Source organism: Echinicola soli (assembly GCF_006575665.1).
GTDB lineage: Bacteria > Bacteroidota > Bacteroidia > Cytophagales > Cyclobacteriaceae > Echinicola > Echinicola soli.
Window position 1 is genome coordinate 4224052 of record NZ_CP041253.1, and the last position, 20749, is coordinate 4244800.

12 protein-coding genes are annotated in these 20749 nt (G+C 45.1%); 5 read left to right on the plus strand and 7 right to left on the minus strand.

Going from position 1 to position 20749, the window contains the following annotated elements; genetic code table 11:
• Position 1 precedes the first annotated feature (1 nt).
• From FKX85_RS16485 to FKX85_RS16500, 4 genes are all read right to left on the minus strand, one after another.
• On the minus strand, positions 2-1603 hold the full coding sequence (locus FKX85_RS16485) for a fasciclin domain-containing protein (protein WP_141615781.1): 1602 nt from the start codon (positions 1601-1603) through the stop codon (positions 2-4).
• 7 nt (positions 1604-1610) lie between these two features.
• The gene (locus FKX85_RS16490) at positions 1611-3080 is read right to left on the minus strand and encodes a RagB/SusD family nutrient uptake outer membrane protein (protein ID WP_141615782.1); all 1470 of its coding nucleotides are present in this window, start codon (positions 3078-3080) and stop codon (positions 1611-1613) included.
• 12 nt (positions 3081-3092) lie between these two features.
• Positions 3093-6344: a SusC/RagA family TonB-linked outer membrane protein gene (locus tag FKX85_RS16495; RefSeq protein ID WP_141615783.1), complete on the minus strand. Its 3252-nt coding sequence runs from the start codon at positions 6342-6344 to the stop codon at positions 3093-3095.
• 109 nt (positions 6345-6453) lie between these two features.
• A complete protein-coding gene (locus FKX85_RS16500; RefSeq protein WP_141615784.1) occupies positions 6454-8649 on the minus strand; it encodes a fasciclin domain-containing protein in 2196 nt (731 codons plus the stop codon).
• Between the two features lie 1146 nt (positions 8650-9795).
• On the opposite strand from FKX85_RS16500, the gene FKX85_RS16505 reads away from it, so the two are divergent.
• The 5 genes from FKX85_RS16505 (at position 9796) to FKX85_RS16525 (ending at position 16905) form a co-directional block, all read left to right on the plus strand.
• Complete coding sequence (locus tag FKX85_RS16505; RefSeq protein ID WP_141615785.1) at positions 9796-10674, plus strand: inositol oxygenase family protein; 879 nt, start codon at positions 9796-9798, stop codon at positions 10672-10674.
• A 198-nt stretch (positions 10675-10872) separates the two neighbouring features.
• Positions 10873-12021, plus strand: coding sequence for a DUF4856 domain-containing protein (locus tag FKX85_RS16510; RefSeq protein ID WP_141615786.1), 1149 nt, complete (start codon positions 10873-10875; stop codon positions 12019-12021).
• Entirely contained in the window at positions 12011-13132 is a 1122-nt protein-coding gene (locus tag FKX85_RS16515; RefSeq protein WP_141615787.1) for an imelysin family protein, read from the plus strand. Before FKX85_RS16510 ends, FKX85_RS16515 begins: the two co-directional genes overlap by 11 nt.
• Positions 13133-14482, plus strand: a complete 1350-nt coding sequence (locus tag FKX85_RS16520; RefSeq protein WP_229239656.1) for an HTTM domain-containing protein — start codon at positions 13133-13135, stop codon at positions 14480-14482.
• Complete coding sequence (locus tag FKX85_RS16525) at positions 14479-16905, plus strand: TonB-dependent receptor (protein WP_141615788.1); 2427 nt, start codon at positions 14479-14481, stop codon at positions 16903-16905. The genes FKX85_RS16520 and FKX85_RS16525 overlap by 4 nt, the downstream gene beginning before the upstream one ends.
• Before the next feature lie 560 nt (positions 16906-17465).
• On the opposite strand, the gene surE is transcribed toward FKX85_RS16525, so the two are convergent.
• The 3 genes from surE to FKX85_RS16540 form a co-directional block, all read right to left on the minus strand.
• Positions 17466-18245 (minus strand): 5'/3'-nucleotidase SurE, encoded by a 780-nt coding sequence (gene surE / locus FKX85_RS16530; RefSeq protein ID WP_141615789.1) that lies wholly within the window; start codon positions 18243-18245, stop codon positions 17466-17468.
• Positions 18246-18591: 346 nt separating this feature from the next.
• On the minus strand, positions 18592-19227 hold the full coding sequence (locus FKX85_RS16535) for a hypothetical protein (RefSeq protein ID WP_141615790.1): 636 nt from the start codon (positions 19225-19227) through the stop codon (positions 18592-18594).
• A 253-nt stretch (positions 19228-19480) separates the two neighbouring features.
• Positions 19481-20716: a bifunctional 3,4-dihydroxy-2-butanone-4-phosphate synthase/GTP cyclohydrolase II gene (locus FKX85_RS16540; RefSeq protein ID WP_141615791.1), complete on the minus strand. Its 1236-nt coding sequence runs from the start codon at positions 20714-20716 to the stop codon at positions 19481-19483.
• Between the last annotated feature and the right edge of the window lie 33 nt (positions 20717-20749).

A 20749-nucleotide genomic window follows, 5' to 3' on the forward strand; every position in this document is an offset into this window, starting at 1 on the left:
GTTAGTCAACAGGTTTAAATCTGATGTGATCAAGTGTTAGCAATTCACCGTCAATCGCCACAATCCTCAAGGTGTGGCTACCGGTTTCATTAAAGGTGAACGAACTGGTCATTCTCCTCTCCAAAGCCCTGTCATAACGCCTATTGGACACGGGCCACTGGCTGCCCAGTCGCTTGCCGTCCATGGAGCACTGCAGGTAACCTGTATTTTCAGACTCTGTATAGCTAAGGTAGGTCATGGTGATTTCATAGCTTCCTTTGATCAGCACGGGTGTTTCCATCTCTATCCAACCTGAAGGACCAAGGTCCAATCTAAGATGGTCGTGGTTTACCGCATCGGCATACCAAATACCGTCTGCCCCTCTATTATTGCGGTAAGCGACGACATTTTGCCGGTACTCTGGTGTGGATTTCCAGGTATAGCAGCTTAGTTCTTCTTGGGTAAATGTCCGTGTATAAGTCGAACTCAGACTGCTGTTTTGGTATTGGTCGCAGAGCGCTTGGAGATCAGCATAGTCTGTTAAGTCCCAAATCACCGTCACCCTCTCTGGTGTAAAAAGCGGCATCCAATGGTCTACTTCGTGCATGACACCGTTCTTACAATTGATGTTTTCCTCGATAAAGGCCACGCCTCTGTTGGCGGCAGTATCATAGTTCATGACCAAGCTTCCTGAGCGATCGGCGATATTGATCAGTTCGTTGGTAGCCAAGGTATTGATGTTCATGGATGTTTCTCCTTCCGGAAAATCACCCAAATCCGCAAAAGACCTTACCTGCGACAGCAAGTGATAATCCACATATTTTCTCAGGCCATTTTCCGGGTCAGTATAATTGTCACCTTCGACCGCTAATTTTTCAATCAGGTCGGCGAAGTTCATAATTCCATCTTGGGCAAACACCTCATCAGTCACGGCAAAAGCCGTCATTCGAATCCTGTATTCCAATGGATTCCCAGTCATATCTGTTTCCTCTATCACGATGGTATTGAGCGTCTCAGTCCTACCGGTCGCTTCCACCGCCTCACGGAAAATAGAAAACCGTTCATCTCCCAGTCGGTCCATGATGGTGGCCCTTACCGGTACTAATACATCTTCCAATCCATGAATAATGCCGTTGGTTGCCTCAATATCCAAATCTACGATCCGGGATTCTCCGTTCAGGTAGATCGCATTCAGGCCGCCTTCCCGAAATTCGATGGAAAGGTTATCATCGGTGGCATTACGGTCATTGATTACGCCATTTTCAAATTGGCTTTGGCTGATCTCTACCTGATTGATAGTGTGGTATTTTACCAAATAGGCAGCATCCTCCTTGGGAATGTCTGTAACAGATGACCAATTATTGGCCTCCAAATAATGCTGTACCCCTTCATTAGTCGGCGCAAACACCGTGTAGGTGCTTTTGAGGTTCAGCGTATTGTACATATCTGCATGCAGCATAAGTTCTACCCACATGGAGAATTTCTCCGGCTGGGACTCCAGCAGCAATGAGATGGGCAGCTCTTCGTAAGCGGTAAACGTGGTCTCCTCATAGGGATCCGAGCATGAGGCCAGTGTCATGACCAACCCCATGAGGTATATGATATAGTTCTTTCTAATGTTCATGGCGAGGTTAATTTAGGTTATCGTAATATGGGTTTTGTTCCAACAGCCTGTTAGCTGACAACTCACCAATGTGTATGGGCAGGTAATGGCTGTCCACATCCAGTAATTTGGAGCGGATAATGGGTGCGGAACTGGCAGGAGCCGTCAGCAATACCTGGGTGATCAGGTAATCCTTGTACTGATAGTCATTTCTGCTCGCCACACGAAGGATATCGTACCAGTTTTTACCTTCACCGACAAATTCCCTTCCCCGCTCCTCCATAACAAGTCCCAGCATCTCCAACTCCGTGGAAGCAGCAGAAACCGGTGCTGAAATCTGGGCTCGTTCACGCACCTGATTGATCAGTTCAACGGCTTGATCATAGCTGCCGGAACCTTTCATGACCATGGCCTCTGCCTTCATCAGGTAAATGTCAGCAATGCGGTAAATGATCCAGTTTTGATCACTGTAGGTCCTTGGAATGCCCGTCTCAGCCTCCGAACCCAAATACTTCCAAACACTGAAATCTCCATCCAAATAGCTGGATCCTTCTCCTCGGATATCTTCATCATAATCTGCAAATAAGCTAACGGTATGTTCAGTGACGCTATACCGTTGATTGGAACCAAACCAGGACACCAGGTTATTGGTCTGACTCTTGTCAAAGTCAAACTGCAACTCAAAAATCCCCTCGTTGGTATTGCCTTCGCTGAAGATCCTGTACCAATTGTTATTGTTATTGACCATGCCTTCCAATAGGCCCAGTTGACCGCTGTTGATCACTGCATCACTGGCTGCGATAGCCTTGTCATACTCTTCTGTCCACAAGTAAACATCCACCAAAGTGGCATATATCGACCATTTGGTCGCACGACCTTTGGCTTCCCAAACGGTTGGCGCTACTTCCTTGGCATATTCCACTGCTCCTTCCAGGTCCATTTTTATCTGCTGGAAAATCTCATTGGAAGGTGACTTGGCTACCTCGAAAGCCGTCTGGTCATCCATATAAGGTTCCGTGATCAAGGGAACGTCCCGGAAGTTTCTGACCAAATAGAAATAAGCCAATCCTCTGAGGAAATAAGCCTCCGAAAGATACGATTGCATCACATTTTCATTGAAGGACGGATCCCTCTCCACTACCTCAGGAGCATACTTGATGACCATGTTCGCATAGTTGATCACTTGGTAAAACTTGTCCCATTTGACAAAGTCATTACCGGGAAGGATGTCCCATTGGTTGATTCTGAAGATATCGGCTAAAATAGCCCCACTGCCTGTTGTAAGGCCATTTCCACGCATCTCGCCCCATACCAGCTGCTGTTCCATCGTCTCACGGAGCCTCACATAACCGGCTCCTAGGACAGCCTCTACTTCTTCTTTATTGGTCCAGTATTCATCACTGACCTGGTTGTTTTCAGGCTGCAATTCCAGCCAATCGTTACATGAACTGATGACGAATGTCAATGCAGCCAGTAAGCATATATATGTCTTTCTCATGATTCCTTCGGATTAAAAGTTCATATTTATACCCAATGCAAACCGCTTAGGACGCGGCGTGGATGCTCCATCCACACTGAGCATATAAATATTGCTGGAAAGGTTGACTTCTGGATCCTGACCGGAATAGTTGGTCCAAGTGTGCAGATCCTGTGCGGTAAAAAAGACATCCAGCCGCTCGATCTTGTTCTTGGACAGCCAAGCTTTCGGTAAGGAATATCGCAGCGAAACGGTCTTTAGCCGTACAAATGAACCATCTTCCACAAAACGATCCGATCCCAGGTAATTGTAGCCTTCATTATAAAGTGCTCTTGGGATATTCGTATCGTCTCCTTGGTGCCTCCACCGCTGAAGTACCGCCGTACTTTGATTGGAAGTACCGTACATATTTTCGGTGTTGATACGCGTCTGGTTGACAATCTTCTGACCAAACCTTCCGTGCAGGAAAGTTGTGAGCATAAAATTCTTCCAGCGGATATTGAAGCCACCACCAGCGGTAAACAGCGGCATGGCATTCCCCAGGTACACAATGTCAAACTGGTCGATGACCCCGTCTCCATTGACATCCTCATATTTGGCATCTCCGGGATACACACGTCGATTTCCGTTTTGCATATACACCAACTCCCCGTCAATGTCATACATCAAGTTTCCGTCATTGTCTCTTGCATAGGTCTCCTCACCATCTTGATAGACGCCTTCATAGCGATATCCATAAAATGAACCGATAGGATTTCCTTCCACGATCTTATGGGCGTACTTTCCATTGTCAAAATCATAATTTTCGAAAAGCATATTGTCCGGAAGCTGCTCCACCTTATTGCGGTTACGCGCAATATTGAAGTTAAAGGAGATCCCTAAATCCTCTCGCTTGATCGCATCATAGTTAAAGATCATTTCCCAGCCCCTGTTGTACACTTCTCCGGAATTGTAGTACCTCACTTCTGAGAATCCAGTGGAAGAAGGCAAACTGTAGTCCTTCTGCAACAGATCGGTCGTCCGTCTGTCATACAATTCTGCCGTGACAAATAGCCTTCCCTCCAAGAGGGAAAAGTCGATACCGATATTGGATTGTGTGATGGTTTCCCAGCGCAGATTCTCCAATTGCATGCTGGAAGGTGAAATGGCCACCATGTCCATATAGCCAGGAGTAATCGGGCTAAACGTGCCGATATAAGGAAAAGCTCCTCCCGGAGGGTTACCGCTTTTACCCCAACTGGCCCTTAATTTTCCGAGCTCTATACCAGCTATATCCTTCATAAAAGGCTCGTCTCCGAAATGCCAGGCCAAACCTATCGAAGGAAATCCTGCCCAACGGTTATTCGCCCCCAAGCTGGAATTGGCTTCCCAGCGGTAACCACCCGAAATGATATACTTGCCATTAAAGGTATAGTGCGCATTGGCAATGGTCGCCACTCTCCTGGTCATCGAATTATCAGATTCCATTTTGGAAACTGCACCACCATCTGTTGGGTCATTTAAGGATTCAGATGCGTTTCCGCTGGTCTGGCTGACATAGCCAAAACTCCTGGCCTCGTTGGTTTGTACCAAACCACTGAGAATAATGTGGTTTTTATCGTTAATGGCTTTGTTATAGATCAGCTTGTTCTCTGTATTGATATACAACTGATCCGAAAGCATATCAGCACTTCTGTTGAAATAAGGATCTGTCCAAAGCACACCCGTTACAGACTGCGGCAAAAAGCTGGTGTTCTTGTTGGTTCTGGTGTCAAAACCTACCGTCCCCTGATATTGTAAATCTGGATTGAACTGGTAGCGCAACCGAAAGATCACCCGGGCATTGTCCGCTATGGTTTGATTACTCGATTCATGTACCAAAGCCACTGGATTGTAAAATTTGTTATTGGCAAAACTTCCTTGGAAATTCTCCAATGGAGAGAAATACTCGGAAGTCCGGTTACCGTTATCATCCAATACATAAGGACTCATATTCGGCATCTTACGCATGGCCATGGCACGAGCCGAAGAAATATCATTTCCAGTCCAATTGGCGTCCTTTATACTCTGTGAATAGGACATATCAGCACTGACACTGAGTTTCGTGGAGAAGTTATAGGTCACACTGGCCATGGAATTGAACCGGTCCAGTGAAGTACCGATCGTCGTTCCCATGTCCCGAAGGTAGCCGACGGACACACGGTAGATGGCCTTGTCCCCTCCACCACTTAGGGAGAAATTATTGTCGAGAAAATAGCCCAGCTGTGTCACCTCATTGACCCAGTTGGTGTTTTGGTTGTATTCATCAAAATACACCCATTCCGGATCGAAGTTGATCTCCGGAGTCTGGAACAACAGGTTCGTATAGGCAGAACCAGACTGATAGCCGATATCATTGATGGAATTCCAAATCCCATCTTGCATCATGCTGACATACTGTGATCCATCCAGCAGTGGAATGGTATTGGGTTCTTTCTTGATTTCCGATTTGGTGGAAAAAGAAAATCTCGTCTTTCCTTTCTTTCCTTTTTTAGTCTTGAACACCAAAACCCCATTGGCTCCCTGAGATCCCCAAATAGCCGTCGCAGCAGCATCCTTGAGCACCTCGATGGATTCTATGTCATTGGGTGAAATATTGACCAAGGCACCAAAATCCTGGTCATTGGCCGTGGCAAAGTTAAAGTCATCCCCGAAATTGGTCGGATAGGGAATCCCATCCACCACGATCAATGGTTCCGAATTGGCATTCAAGGAAGAAGTTCCCCGGATACGGATGGTACTTCTTGACCCTGGGTCAGCACCTGAAATAATGTCCACATTGGCCATCCGGCCCTGCAAACCTGACTCGATGGAGGTCATGGGGACTTCTTCCAGTTGCTCCACATCAAAACGCTGGCTCGAAGATACTTGCTCACGCTGACTGATCCCTAGTGAGTTGGTCTGGACACGCTCAGCCACGACTTCGGCAGAGCCATATTCGAAGGCATCTTCTTCCAGTTTGGTGTTGATGGTGGTTTGGTTACCGATGGAGACCCTTTTTGTACTAAAACCTATATAAGAGAAAACCACTTTTAGGTTATCGCCCACAGGTACTGCCAAGCGATAGTTACCATTTTCGTCAGAAATGGTGCCGTTTAAATTACGTTGCTGTTCATTTTCGATGAAGATACTTGCTCCTATGAGCGGCTCCCCACCGGTGTCGGTTATTTTTCCTGTCAAAACGGTCTGTTGCTGCTGCTCCTGCGCCACAGAAGGCAATACGGTGAGCAGTAATAGCAGACAGCTAATGATATATCTTGTTTTCATCTGGTATCTGTTTATTTTTTTAACAGTCAGATGGAACCTCGCCAATTAAAATCGTACACCTGTATATGGTGTATGTCATGCTCGGTTTCATAAAACTGGTATTGAGGGTTTATTGTCCTGAATTGAGCACTTTATCTATCTGATAGATGGCGCCATCCACATAGGTTCTTGGAAATGTACTGACCACGCTGGCCATCTCTCCAGAAGCAGCCCTTAACTGTAGGCCTGTACCATTGTCCAAAAGTGTCAGTTGGCTAAAGTCATCCCCACTTTCCTGGGCTGTTGTCAGCGCACCTTCCACTCCCATTCCCGGGAAGGCATAGTCACTGAAGCTATTGGTACTGGCCGGTACAAAATAATACCGCAGAAAATCCTCCAGCTCATCTTCATCTTCCGGGATCAATCCTTGCTCCTTGGCTTCCAAAATGGCTTCATTGGTCGGTGCGAAGAGCATATAATTGTCGCCAAATAAAAATTCAAATTCATTATTAGGTTCCACCAAACCCGCTTGGGATAGCAGTTTGGAGAATTCCGAAAACTCCTGAATGGTACTGGTTCCAGAACTTGCTGATGCGATAATATACTTGAAGCTGCCCTCCTCACGGATAAGGGAGCGCTCTACCTCATAGGCCTTGCCGTTGGTCCACTCCCCAGCAACAGCCGCCGCTGGGGCAAATTCCCCAAGGTTATAATTGTTGGAAGAAGCTACGCCCTGGTCAGTGATATACAGGTAACTGAAAGGATTTCGTGTACGGTAAACCTTGGTTCCTGAAATTTCCGTGATCTCTTCAGTCACGATGTGGTTCTGTACAAAAGCCCTCATGGCACCGCTACTCATCGGTACCCTGATTCCTTCGGTGTTTTCCACCTCTACTGCTTCATCACCAAACTGTAATGGATTCCCATCGTTCCAGAAAATTTCACTTCCACCATATATGGTGCTTAGAATGGTTTCATTGGTAGGAATAAAAACCGTAAACCGAAGTGCATCCCCCAAAAATGCCTGTAGACTTCCCGAGTCATAAAGCATCTGCAAAAACATGCTGTATTCTGGTTGCTGAAGCAGTGGGCCGATCACTCCGCGGAAAAGCTCAGGTACGATCACTTCGTTCAATCCATAATACACACCGTTCACAGCGATTCCTTTGGTCTCTACGTCCTGTGCCGGGTCAAACTGGATGGTATTGCCAAAGACACTTTGGATATCACCGCGCTCGATTTCGGATGGAAAGACAATACTTCCGGTATACACATGGTTGAACAGCAATAACCTGATCGGCACAAAAGGAACTTCGTCAAGTGACGCATAATTATCTGACCAATATTCGGTGAAGAAAGCCTGCAAAGCCGAATTGTTGGGCGCAAATACATTGAAAGCATTAGCAGAAAGAACAGCTAGATGGGCATAATCCACCAATCCCGCGCCGCCATTGTACGACCATTCGGAAGCAATTTCCGGCAAGCCAGTGTGTGTTTTCACATAAAGTGAGTCTCCTGCATCTGCATAGGACTTGGAAGTCTCATCATCATACCAAAAACTGGTAAAACGATCGTAAATTTTAATAAAATCGCTGTAATTGTTTTCCTGTTCCAGTTCTTTATAAACTGTCTCCAAAGGCGCTACCACCCTGTCGACTATATACACATAGCCATTATCGGTAGGCAGGGCATATTCGGTGACCGTGGCATTGGAAACATTAAATCCACCTGATCCTGTCCAAGTACTTTCAGGATAAAAATACTCGTAATTGGATGCTGCATCGATGTTTTTCGAAGTGAATAGGTTGTAAGAAAAGACAGGGACAAAACGTTCTTTGTGAAAAATAGTACGCTCCTTTCCCGCCACTTTATCCATTTCTACCGTAATGGTGTCCCGGCTTTTGGTGCGGTGCTTATAATACATGCCGGCCATAGCGGGCTTTTCCACGGCCTGGCCTTCCGGACGGTAGTTGGCGAATCGCTCCCTGGAAAAAGAGTAATAAACCAAATGATAGCCCACCAACTTCTTTGCTTCAGCTTCTGAGACTTCATCGATAGAACCAATACCCTCTTCAGCAAAATACTTTTCAAAAGCATCATCTGGTGGGGCCATTACCGTTATAATCCCTTTTCCTTCTACTAGACTTTTAAAGCCGGCTTTTTCTACGGCCTCTAGAAAGATGGTAAAATCCCCCCTGCTTTCCAGCAATTCCCAGGCATTGCCTTTCAGCCACTCAGGGCGTTCATAGTGTTCTTCCCAGCCTACTTCTCTACATCCAAATAGCAGAAAGCAAGCTGAAAAAAAGTAAGTAATCCTTTTGATCATCTTGACTTGGTTTAGGTTATGAAATTGGGTTGTTAATTTTTATCGGCCGCACACAGTTAAGTGTTTAAAAAACACTTTATTATGCAAAATAACCGATTAATAAAATTTACTTTCTACTATTAGTTCAGGGTCAAAATTATGTTTGTAAGATAGATAGGAACATTACCACAACTGATCTGTACTGTACTGTTATGGCCACACAGCACAGGTATGTTTGCATTTTTCAAATATATTATTAAATTATACTATGTATTATATTTACCTATACACATACTATTTTTGCAATAAATCACCTAAAATTGATATTTAAATCGGTTGCATATAATAACTTTTACCAAAGCTCTCTCATATTTATTAAAGAGAGTATATGAAAATATTAAGATTTCAATCATTCGATGTTAGTCCGGGATCAATCTATATTTCTATTGTTTTCCGCTGTATCCAAAATTCAACCAAACCTCTTGGTGCCTTTGTAACACTAACAGCGGAGGCACAAAGGCGCAAAGACACGAATATACCTGTTGTTCCGACAGCTGTACTGTGGAATGTGGAGCATGGGGTTTTTAACCCAATGCCACATCGACTGTATATCATCCCAAGTGTTTCTGCTGGATTTAAGCTTTTTGTGACTTAGAGCCTCCTATGTGGTACCAAGAATGGAAGCCACAAAGCCCTAAGACACCAAGACATTTGTAGAAAAACGCCAATTTTGCTTTATGCCTTTAGTCCTTTGAAAAATAGGGGCACGTGATATTTCTGTAGGAGATTCGTGATTTACCGATATTGAACCTCTCACAATCTATCCATGTTCCTGAAAGTGAAAATCAACTGCAAAGTCAACTCGTAGTACTCAAAAAATCCCACCTTAAACATTCTGCTCTGTGCTTGATTATGCACTTTGTTATGCAAAGGTTTTCGTTTTCACTTTCCGTTGTTAAATGCATACAGAGGCCTATTTTTCGCATCCCCAAACAAACCATCCAAACGTGGGGAATTGTAAGTGATTGCTTTCGTATGTAAATTGGTTTCAGAAAAATAAATATGGAGCAGAAGGTTAGCTGCCTTTATCTCTCATTACAGCGTAAAAAGCCTCAAGTCCTACCGTAAGTGTAACAGGACAATGCTATTCAAAACCTAAATAGACCTATGAAGAATTCAAAGGACACACCAGAAAAGAATCCGCTAAACAGCATTGAAGATTGGGAAAAAGATCTGCTGAAGCGTTATCCGGATCCATCTGATCAGGATAAATCACAGGAGGAATACCGCAATTATAATGATGGAAGTCGACAAGACACCGTTAAGGAGTTTTATAAACTCAACCACCAATACCAAACCTATGATTTCGTCATCAAAAAAGAAGAGGAATTCCTAAGGTTCAATAAAAAGAAAATGGGCTTTTGGGAAGCGGTGGATTTTCTCAATACGCTGGTCGATGATTCCGACCCGGACACTGACCTGGATCAGCTGCAGCATCTCCTGCAAACGTCCGAAGCCATACGGGCAGACGGTCATCCGGACTGGTTTGTGCTGACCGGCTTTATCCATGATTTTGGCAAAGTACTCTGTCTTTTTGATGAGCCACAATGGGCTGTGGTCGGTGATACTTTTCCAGTGGGCTGCCAATTTTCGGACAAAATCGTTTTCCCGGAGTTTTTTGACCTCAACCCAGACAAGAAAAACCCTGAATTCAACACCAAGTATGGTATTTACAGTCCCAATTGTGGCTTGGAAAATGTTAAAATGTCCTGGGGTCATGACGAGTACCTTTATCAGATGGTAAAAAATTACCTGCCCGAACCAGCACTCTATATGATCCGGTATCACTCCTTTTATGCACAGCATAAAGAAAATGCCTATGATCACTTACTGAGCGAACATGACAAGAAGATGTTTGAATGGGTCAATAAATTCAATCCCTATGACCTCTACTCCAAGGTGCCTATCCCTCCGGATGCCAAGGCTCTTCGCCCTTATTACGAGGATTTGGTAGCCAAATACCTGCCTTCCGAATGGTCTTTCTAGTCCCCTTGGCCTCCTAATCGACCCTTATATAAAATGATTATAATCGGTAATTTTTATCACATAAACGGATTTCCATGTAAATAAACGGTCATTTACACATTTAAAATTAATCCAATTAAGAATTGTGAAAGTGCGAGAGATAGTTAGTTTTGCACACTAATTGAAATCAATCTAATTAAATTTAAAAACTATCTCTTTATGAACCACAGACTCTTACCAGTCGCTGCAATAGCACTACTACTGCTTGGATGTAATCCTGATAAGGAAAAGGAAAATACACCGGAGCTTACCATACCAACTACTTATCATTTTGAAAGAGGAGGAAGCTCTTCGGTAAGTTACCAGGGCCAAAAGGACCGGCTGAACATGCTCTCTGAAATAAAATCCTACCTCAAAACAGGGGATAAAGGCAAGGAACTGTCTTCCCAGCATCTTCTGGATATGTTTGCCAATGCCAACAGTCCGTTTGAAAGTGCCGACCTCAATGTCTCCAGCAAAAAGTTGGAAAACAAAACCAATCCTGCCGAGGTGGAATTCAACAAATCCCTCTTTACCGAAGCGGCCGCTGTGAGTAAAGAGGTCGCCGAGAACGGAACCATGGCTGATGAAGGTGTGGCGGGTTCTATCCAGCGGGGTACTTCTGAAAAATTCATCAATGTAAATGAAAAGGGTTGGGAATTCACTCAGTTTATAGAAAAAGGACTGATGGGGTCTGTATTTTACCATCAGATTTTTAACGTCTATCTTTCTGATGCCAGAACCGGTGATGATGTGGACAATGAAACCATAGAGGAAGGAAAAAATCACACCCCTATGGAGCACCACTGGGACGAAGCTTTTGGTTATTGGGGCGTTCCGGTGGACTTCCCGAATGGGGATCCAGTACTGACTGATGACCAAGAACGTTTCTGGGCCAAATATACCCTCGGAAGGAATGAGCTGCTCAATGTCAGTGAACCGCTGATGAAAGCCTATATCACCGGAAGAGCGGCTATCGTGGCAAAGGATTATCCCACCAAAAACGCCCAAAAAGAAGTAATCATCGATTTCCATGAACTGGTGACTGCTGCCACTGCTGTCCACTACATCAATAAATCCATGAACAACTTCAGCTCAGGAGACACGGGAAGTATGTTCCATACACTTTCAGAAGGCTATAATTTTGTAAAAGCCATCCAATACAGCCCAAGAAAAAAAATTACCCAAGCGGACATCAATGAGATCCTCAATGAGGACTTTGGTACGGATGGGGATTTCTGGACAGTGACCATGGAAGGACTCCGGGAGGCCAAAAATAAACTGACCACGGCCTATCCTGAATTAAAAGAAGTGGAAGATGAACTATAGATCCATTTCGACCTACTTATTATGGGCAACGGTAGCAGGCATCATATGCCTGCTGCCTTCTTGCATGAATGACGAGAAGGAGCAAAACCAGATGAAAGTCGACAGAAGCCCTATGCTGGAAAGCCTTGCAGACAAGGTCATTATCCCAGCCTATACGGTATTTCATACTGCTGCATTTGGACTGAATGAACATATTCAAGCCTTTGCTGAAACACCCAGTCAGGAAACCCTTTCCGATGCCCGGGAACAGTTTCACACTGCATACCATTCCTGGCAACATGTCGCGTTATTTGATTTTGGGCCTGCTTTTACCCACACCCTTCGGGCCAATGTCAACACGTTTCCAACGGATAACTTCTCTATAGACAATGCCATTGCCTCCGGGACCCTGGAACTGGACAAGATCAGTGCCCAAAACAAAAAAGGGCTGCCGGCATTGGATTATTTGCTTTTTGGCCTTGCGGAAACCGATCAGGAAATGCTGCAACTATACACCGATGGGGAGAATGCTGCACATCGCCGTGCTTACCTGACAGCCGTAGCGGAAGACATCCTGCTCAAGACCGACCAAGTCTATAATGGGTGGCTGGAAGCGGAAGGGAACTATCGGGACACTTTTATCGATAAAGACGGGACAGACGTAGGCTCTTCCATCGGTCAGATGGTCAATGCCTTTTCCCAATACTTCGAACGCTTTAACAGGGACGCACGCATAGGTGTTCCTTTAGGTAAACGCTCGCAAGGCACTCCCATTCCCAGGAATGTAGAAGCCTATTATAGTGGAAAAAGCATCTCCCTGGCAACTGAAAACCTAAAAGGTGTCATCAACTTCTTTAAGGGAGGCAATGGAGAAGGGCTCCATGATTACCTCAAATCACTGGATACCAAGCACAATGACCGACTCCTTGCTGATGTTGTCCTGGATCAATTTGAAACTGCCGAAAAGAAAGTGACCGCCATTCCTTCCCCACTGACGGAAGCTGTCACCTCCAACACGGAACCGGTGGATGCTGCCCATAAGGAGCTTCAGAAAGCTGTTATCCTTATCAAAGTGGACATGGCTTCCGCCCTGGGGGTATTGATTACCTATCAGGATAATGACGGAGATTAATTGCTTTCCTCCATCAAACATAGTATCAACCAACCGGTATCCATCGCATCACTGGTTAATTTCAGGATGTTTTTTGGTACTATCATGCTCATCAGTGTACTGCGTTTTGTCTCCAATGGCTGGATAGAAACGCAGTACCTGGAGCCTGTGTTCCATTTTCCCTATTATGGTTTTGAGTGGATCAAGCCATTGGGAAGCATGGGTATCTATGGCCTTTTTGCCTTGATGGTACTGGCCGCGACAGGAATTATCATTGGATTTCAATACCGGCTTTCAGCCTTATTTTTCTTCCTTGCATTCACCTATGTGGAATTGATCGACAAGACCAATTACCTCAATCATTATTATTTTGTCAGCATTATTGCTTTCGTGTTGATCGCTGTCCCTGCACACCGGAATTTCTCCGTTGATGCCCTTCTTTCGCCCGGAAAAACGGTGCAAAGGGTTTCGTATGGCTATGTTTTGATCATCCGGCTCCTGCTAAGCCTGGTTTACTTTTATGCAGGACTGGCCAAGCTAAATTCCGATTGGATGTTAGAGGCTTTACCACTAAAAATCTGGCTACCTCCCCATACCGGCCTGCCGTTGATCGGTCCGCTTATGGATGAGACCTGGGTAGCTTACGCTTTCAGTTGGTTTGGAGCGATCTATGACCTTAGCATTCCGTTCTTGCTTTTCTACCGAAAAACACGACCTTACGCTTTTGGTGCGGTAGTTCTTTTTCACCTCTCCACCTGGTTGCTCTTTCCCATTGGCATGTTTCCCTTTATCATGATACTGGCCACTACTATTTTCTTTTCCCAAGAAACCCACGAGCGAGTACTTTCTACACTAAAAGGAGTGTTAAAGATCAGGAAAAAAACCACCCAATTGGCCACAACTTACCAGGCCAAAAACCAATGGCTGATCTGGATCCTTTTTGCCGCTTTGTTCATTTTCCAGGCAGTATTTCCATGGAGGTTTCTGGCTTACCCCGGCAAGCTCTTTTGGACAGAGCAAGGGTACCGTTTTTCCTGGCGTGTCATGCTGATGGAAAAGGCCGGCTATGCCATTTTCCACGTCCGTGACCCTGCATCGGGAAAAGAATGGGAAGCTTATGCCAACGATTATCTTACGCCCATGCAGGAAAAGCAAATGGCTACCCAGCCCGATATGATCTTACAGTTTGTCCATTTCCTCGAAAAACAGCTGCAAGACCAGGGAATCACCGATCCGGAAATAAGGGCTGAAGTTTATGTTTCGCTGAATGGCCGGGGAAGCCGGCTGTTCATTGACCCGGAAGTGGACCTGACCGACAAAAAAGACAGTTTCAAACACAAAGATTGGATATTACCTTATACCGATAGATGAAAAGACTTCTACTCTCAATTATTTGCTTGTCAATGGCTTCTGCTTCCTACGGGCAGAGCACCATTACCGGAAAAATCACCAGCAACCAAACGGAATTGCCCGGTGCTACTATATACCTCCGCGATACTCCCCATCATACAGTAACTGATCTTGATGGCCATTACCGGCTTACTTCCCTGCCAAAAGGCAACTATACACTAGTGGTATTTTATACGGGAAAAGCAACCATCACCCATCCCGTCACCATAGGAGCAGGAGAGGAAAATCTACAGCTGGATTTCGTTATGGAAGATATCAGCAAAAACCTTGACGATGTGACGGTCATGACTGAAGAAACGGTTACTTACGGCATCAAAAGGCTGAATACAGTAGATGGTTCCAATATTTACGAGGCAAAAAAAAATGAAGTCATAGAGCTGGCAGACATGACGGCAAATCTGGCTACCAATAACAGTCGCCAAGTGTATGGCAAGGTGCCGGGGCTGAACATTTATGAAAGCGATGGCGCCGGTCTCCAACTCGGCATAGGTGCGCGGGGACTTGATCCCAGTCGGACCGCCCACTTTAATGTACGCCAAAACGGCTATGATATCAGTGCCGATGCCCTGGGTTATCCGGAAAGTTACTATACCCCTGCGCTGGAGGCTGTTAGCCGGATAGAAGTCGTCCGCGGTGCTGCCTCATTGCAATATGGTACCCAGTTCGGGGGGCTGTTGAATTTCAAGCTCAAAAAAGGCCCAAAGGATGAGAAATTGGCCGTTACCCTAAGAAATTCTGTGGGATCCTACGGTTTTTTAAATACCTTCACCAGTCTTGGCGGCACTATCGGCAAGTGGAACTATTACACTTTTTTCCAATATAAGCGCGGGGACGGCTGGCGTGATAACAGTGGATTTGATTCAAAAATGGCTTATACCTCTTGGGTTTACCAACCTCATGACCGCTTCAAAGTGACCTTTCAATACACCTTCATGGATTACCTGGCCCAACAACCCGGAGGACTGACGGATGCCATGTTTGAAAAAAATCCCAGGCAATCCATCCGGTCCCGGAATTGGTTCCAGGTCAAATGGAACCTTTTAGCCAATATCGTTGATTACAAATTCACGGACAGAACCAAGCTAAACGTCCGTAATTTTGCCCTGATCGGTGGCAGGGATGCTCTTGGCAACCTGGGAAGAATCGACCGGGTAGATGATCTGGAAGAGCGAAACCTATTTGTCGATGATTTCACCAATTTCGGTTCAGAAGTCAGGCTTGTCCATACATATGATCTTAAAGAACAGAAACATGTGGCCCTGATCGGCGCACGCTATTACCAGGGGCTTACCGACCGAAAGCAGGGGCTTGGCAGTGATGGCAGTGACGCGGACTTTCGTTTTCTTCATCCAGAAGCACTAGAGGACTCGGATTATGATTTTCCAGGAAAAAACCTGGCTGTTTTTGCAGAAAATGTATTCAACTTGTCCACAAAACTCAGCCTTACTCCGGGAATCCGCTTTGAACACATTCAGACAAAAGCAAAGGGATATTACACCCGCTCCACCAAAGTGCTGGATCGGGATACCGGATTTGCAGTGGATTCGACTTTCCAGGTACCTGAATCCAGGACCAGCACCCGGTCATTTGTATTTACCGGGCTGGGCTTAAGCTATAAACCCGGCGACCACCATGAACTCTATGCCAATTTCTCCCAAAACTATCGGTCCATAAATTTTAACGATATCCGGGTAAACAACCCCAACCTGGTAGTGGATGAAGATATTCAGGACGAAAGCGGTTATAATATTGACCTGGGTGTGAGGGGAAACAAAGCAGGTTTATTTAATTATGACATCAGCGTTTTTTACCTACGGTACAATGACCGCATCGGAGCCATCCTGAAAACAGATCCTGAAAATTTCCGCATATACCGCTACCGTACCAACATTGCTGATGCTTACAGTGCAGGAGTAGAGGCATTTGCTGAAATAGATCTTCTTGAAGCCACACACCTGGGTGACCGATATCATGTGAATTTATTTTCCAACTTTTCATTGATCAGGGCACGCTATCTCCATTCCGGGGAGACAGCAGTGGAGGGTAACCTGGTAGAACTTGTGCCGCCATTCAGCATCCGCCCGGGGCTTACGTTTGGAAATAAGGATTTTCAATTGACTTACCAATACGCCTTTGTACAGGAACATTTCACTGATGCCAGCAATGCCAGACAAACGGCCTCTGCGGTAGAAGGAATTATCCCTTCTTATCATGTGATGGACCTGTCTTTAAGCTATCGCTACAAGTGGGCAAAGCTGGAGGCCTCTGTAAACAATCTTAGCAACAATGTCTATTTTACCAGACGGGCCTCCGGCTATCCCGGGCCGGGAATTATCCCGTCCGAGGGAAGGACTTTCTTCCTAACAGCTGAATTCAGGTTTTGAAGTACTTTATTGTCACGTCCCTTTAGACTGGGAAATAGCTTACTGCAATAATTCTCTTTTTATTGAGTCAGAGACCCAATGCTTGGGAGTGCTGGGGCGGAGACCCAGCACCACTTTCAGTAATATAGCCACAGGCTTTTTCCACCAATTATATTTTGTTCCTCTAAATCCTAAATTTTTACCTACTGGCCTGTCCTACGCTCCCCCGACCCCTAAAGGGGCGAAGCTGACACATTGCCAACTGAGTCAGAGACTCAATGCTTAGGAGTGCTGGGGCGGAGACCCAGCACAACTTTCAGTAATATAACCACAGGCTTTTTCCACCAATTATATTCTGTTCCTCTAAATCATATTTTTTTGCCTACTGGCCTGTCCTACGCTCCCCCGACCCCTAAAGGGGCGAAGCTGACACATTGCCAACTGAGTCAGAGACTCAATGCTTAGGAGTGCTGGGGCGGAGACCCAGCACAACTTACATTTAGATTTTAAAAGCATGAGGTAATCCTTTACCTTAGCTGCCAGAGTAACTACTTCATGCCGGCAGCTTTACATCGCTTCACTCATTCCGTATCCAAGTCCCACTCTTCGTTCATCTGCGTAATGGCATGATAGGCCGTCATATCAAACTGGCAAGGAACTACGGAAGCGTAATTATTGGCTATGGCCCACTCGTCGTTATCTTCTCCTTTGTCAAAATTCACAAAGTTTCCAGCCATCCAGAAATACTTTCTGCCATTGGGATCGAAGCGCTCATCAAATTCCTCTTGCCACTTGGCCCTGGCCTGGCGGCAAAGTTTAATGCCCTTGATTGCCTCATTCCGTTTGGGAGGGAAGTTGACATTAAGGGCTACTCCTTTTGGCATGCCATGTTCAAGCACCTGCTTGGCGATCTTGTAAACATATTCCTCCACATGCGAAAAGTCCGCCTTGGCGCTGTAATCACACAAACTAAATCCAATGGAAGGATACCCCTCAATCGCGCCTTCAATCGCCGCAGACATCGTCCCAGAATAAAGTACACTGATGGAGGTATTGCTCCCGTGATTGATTCCACTGACAATCAAATCTGGCTTTCGCTCATGAAACACATAGTGCTTGGCCAACTTCACACAATCCGCTGGCGTCCCGCTTGATTTGTATGCTTCCACATCATCAAAAATCTCTTCTTCATCCAATCTCAGTGTATTGCCAATGGTAATGGCGTGGCCCATTCCTGACTGTGGACTGTCCGGTGCCACGACGACTACCTCGCCGAGTTTTTTCATTACATTTACCAAGACCCTGATACCCCGGGAAGTAATACCATCGTCGTTAGATACTAAAATAAGTGGTTTAGTCATTAAAATATTGTTTTAGGATTATTACCTTGAAAAGGTCTTTTATATAAAAATGATATTTCGCTTTGATCGGTGAAATTAGGAGACATCATTCTCCTTTATCCCATTGTTCAGATTACTGATCAAATTTACGATAAAGCCTTCAAAAACAAAGAATGATGAAGCGGAGATTATTGGTTATTTGCTATTGAGATACTGGGTTATTGGGTTACTAAAATCCACTGCCTAATGGCCTGTCCTACACTCCCCCGACTCCTAAAGGGGTGAAGCTACCGCACACTATACCAACCGAATACAGGCTATTGGTAATGATGAAGGTCATCGTACCTCGTACTTGGTACTCAGCATGCTACTGCTGCTTCAACTCATTGTAATAAGCGGTAATTCGTAGCAAATCCCCTCTCCTGTCACAATCAAGCCTGTTTTTACGCATATAAAGCTTCACTTCATCTTCCCTGTCCTCCATATAGCCCAACAGGTCTTTCCGCTTTTGGCTGTATTCTACAATCTTTCCATCGGTCAAAAAATAATAATCAAATGCCAATTTATTGGTCGTGCTCATGGGAGGGCCATACATTGGAGACATATACATGCTGTACATTCCCATGTTTCGTGTATCGGTGGTAATGTATTCCCGGCACAACAAGGTAATATCATCCCCTTCCGTAAGTAGTTCAAAGAAAATCGGCACCTCATAGTTGTTATTGTTTACATCATAGGGAAGGCTGTAAAAGGAACGCATTCCGCCATAAAACTCATCAAAAATTTCAAAGCGCGAAATAGAAGAGCTATTATAGGTATGGATACCCTCATTCTGGACCTGGACTATATTTTTCTCCAGATCATATTTTACTTTCCCCTTGTAAACATCTCCACTACTCAGGTAAAGGGTACCATCATGCCAAACTTGCGAAGGAAAGTTCTGGGCACCAACATACTGCACAGTTATAAACAGGAAAACAACTATTGAAAGGAGTCTTTTCATGACAAACGCATTTGATTCTACTTTAAACTAACGAAAATAAAGACGAATTAGTTAATCAATCTGTCTCAAATTATATTAGAAAAGTTTAAATCGAACGCAGAGGACGCTGATCTTTTCATGATATTCGAAGATTGATTTTTTTGCTCAATACACAAAAAAACTACTGACCCGAAATTGGTTTCTGATCAGTAGCTATCTTTCGCAGGTATTTATCTGCACCTTTCGAACTTCTATTAGCAGTATTTCGGCCAGATTATTTCATCTTGTTGATTTCTTTTTTAAGGATTTGGTGCCCCATTTTATCACGCTTGGTGGTCAGGTAGCGTTCATTGTGGGCATTTGGGGAAATCTCCAAGGCCACTGTATCCACAATTTCCAGTCCATAACCAAGAAGGCCAGCCCGTTTGGTAGGATTATTGGTCAGCAATTTGATCTTGGACACACCAAGGTCACGAAGGATTTGGGCTCCTACACCGTAATCCCTTTTATCCATCGGAAAGCCAAGAGCTTGGTTTGCCTGGACGGTATCCATTCCTTCCTCTTGCAGTTTGTAAGCTTTTAATTTATTGATAAGCCCGATGCCTCGGCCTTCCTGGTTCATGTAAAGTACCACACCCTTACCGGCTTGATTGACCATTTCCATGGCACTGTGCAGCTGAGGCCCGCAGTCACATCTACATGAGCCAAATATATCACCAGTCACACAGGAAGAATGCACCCTTACGAGTATAGGCTCTCCTTCTTTCCACTCCCCTTTTACCAAGGCCATGTGGATTTCATCAGTGTTGGTCTGGCGGAAGGCAATCAGGTCAAAATCCCCGAATTCCGTAGGCAATTCGACACCAATTTCCCGTTTGATAAGCGATTCGTTTTTAAGGCGATAGGCGATAAGGTCTTTTATACTCACCAATTTCAGATCAAAACGCTTGGCCACCTCGACCAGATCAGGAACCCTGGCCATCGTACCATCATCATTCATGATCTCTACCAGCACACCGGCAGGATAAAGTCCGGCTAATCTGGCCAAGTCAATGGCCGCTTCTGTATGTCCCGTTCTTCTCAGTACACCTCCTCTTTTGGCCTTTAGCGGGAAAATATGTCCTGGCTTGCCCAGCTCATCAGGATGAATATCATCATCGATCAGGGCTTTGATCGTTTTGGCACGGTCACTGGCGGAAATTCCCGTAGTACAACCATGACCGATCAAATCTACTGAAACGGTAAATGGTGTTTCGTAGGTAGCCGTATTACGTCCCACCATCAGCTCTAGTCCCAGCTCCTCACATCTATCTTCTATAATGGGTGCGCAGATAAGCCCACGTCCATAGGTTGCCATAAAATTGATAATCTCAGGAGTCACTTTCTCTGCTGCACAGACAAAATCCCCCTCGTTTTCGCGGTCTTCATCATCTACTACAATGACCACTTCCCCGTTTTTGATCGCTTCTATTGCCTCCTCAATGGAATCAAGTTTAATTTCTTCAGCCATAATTTTTTCTTCAATGGTCAATCAAAGGTGCAA

Excerpts from the sequence above, each read along its gene's own strand:
- FKX85_RS16485 (WP_141615781.1), bottom strand. The coding sequence starts at position 1,603 with ATGAACATTAGAAAGAACTATATCATATACCTCATGGGGTTGGTCATG.
- FKX85_RS16490 (WP_141615782.1), bottom strand. The coding sequence starts at position 3,080 with ATGAGAAAGACATATATATGCTTACTGGCTGCATTGACATTCGTCATC.
- FKX85_RS16495 (WP_141615783.1), bottom strand. The coding sequence starts at position 6,344 with ATGAAAACAAGATATATCATTAGCTGTCTGCTATTACTGCTCACCGTA.
- FKX85_RS16500 (WP_141615784.1), bottom strand. The coding sequence starts at position 8,649 with ATGATCAAAAGGATTACTTACTTTTTTTCAGCTTGCTTTCTGCTATTT.
- FKX85_RS16505 (WP_141615785.1), top strand. The coding sequence starts at position 9,796 with ATGAAGAATTCAAAGGACACACCAGAAAAGAATCCGCTAAACAGCATT.
- FKX85_RS16510 (WP_141615786.1), top strand. The coding sequence starts at position 10,873 with ATGAACCACAGACTCTTACCAGTCGCTGCAATAGCACTACTACTGCTT.
- FKX85_RS16515 (WP_141615787.1), top strand. The coding sequence starts at position 12,011 with ATGAACTATAGATCCATTTCGACCTACTTATTATGGGCAACGGTAGCA.
- FKX85_RS16525 (WP_141615788.1), top strand. The coding sequence starts at position 14,479 with ATGAAAAGACTTCTACTCTCAATTATTTGCTTGTCAATGGCTTCTGCT.
- surE (WP_141615789.1), bottom strand. The coding sequence starts at position 18,245 with ATGACTAAACCACTTATTTTAGTATCTAACGACGATGGTATTACTTCC.
- FKX85_RS16535 (WP_141615790.1), bottom strand. The coding sequence starts at position 19,227 with ATGAAAAGACTCCTTTCAATAGTTGTTTTCCTGTTTATAACTGTGCAG.
- FKX85_RS16540 (WP_141615791.1), bottom strand. The coding sequence starts at position 20,716 with ATGGCTGAAGAAATTAAACTTGATTCCATTGAGGAGGCAATAGAAGCG.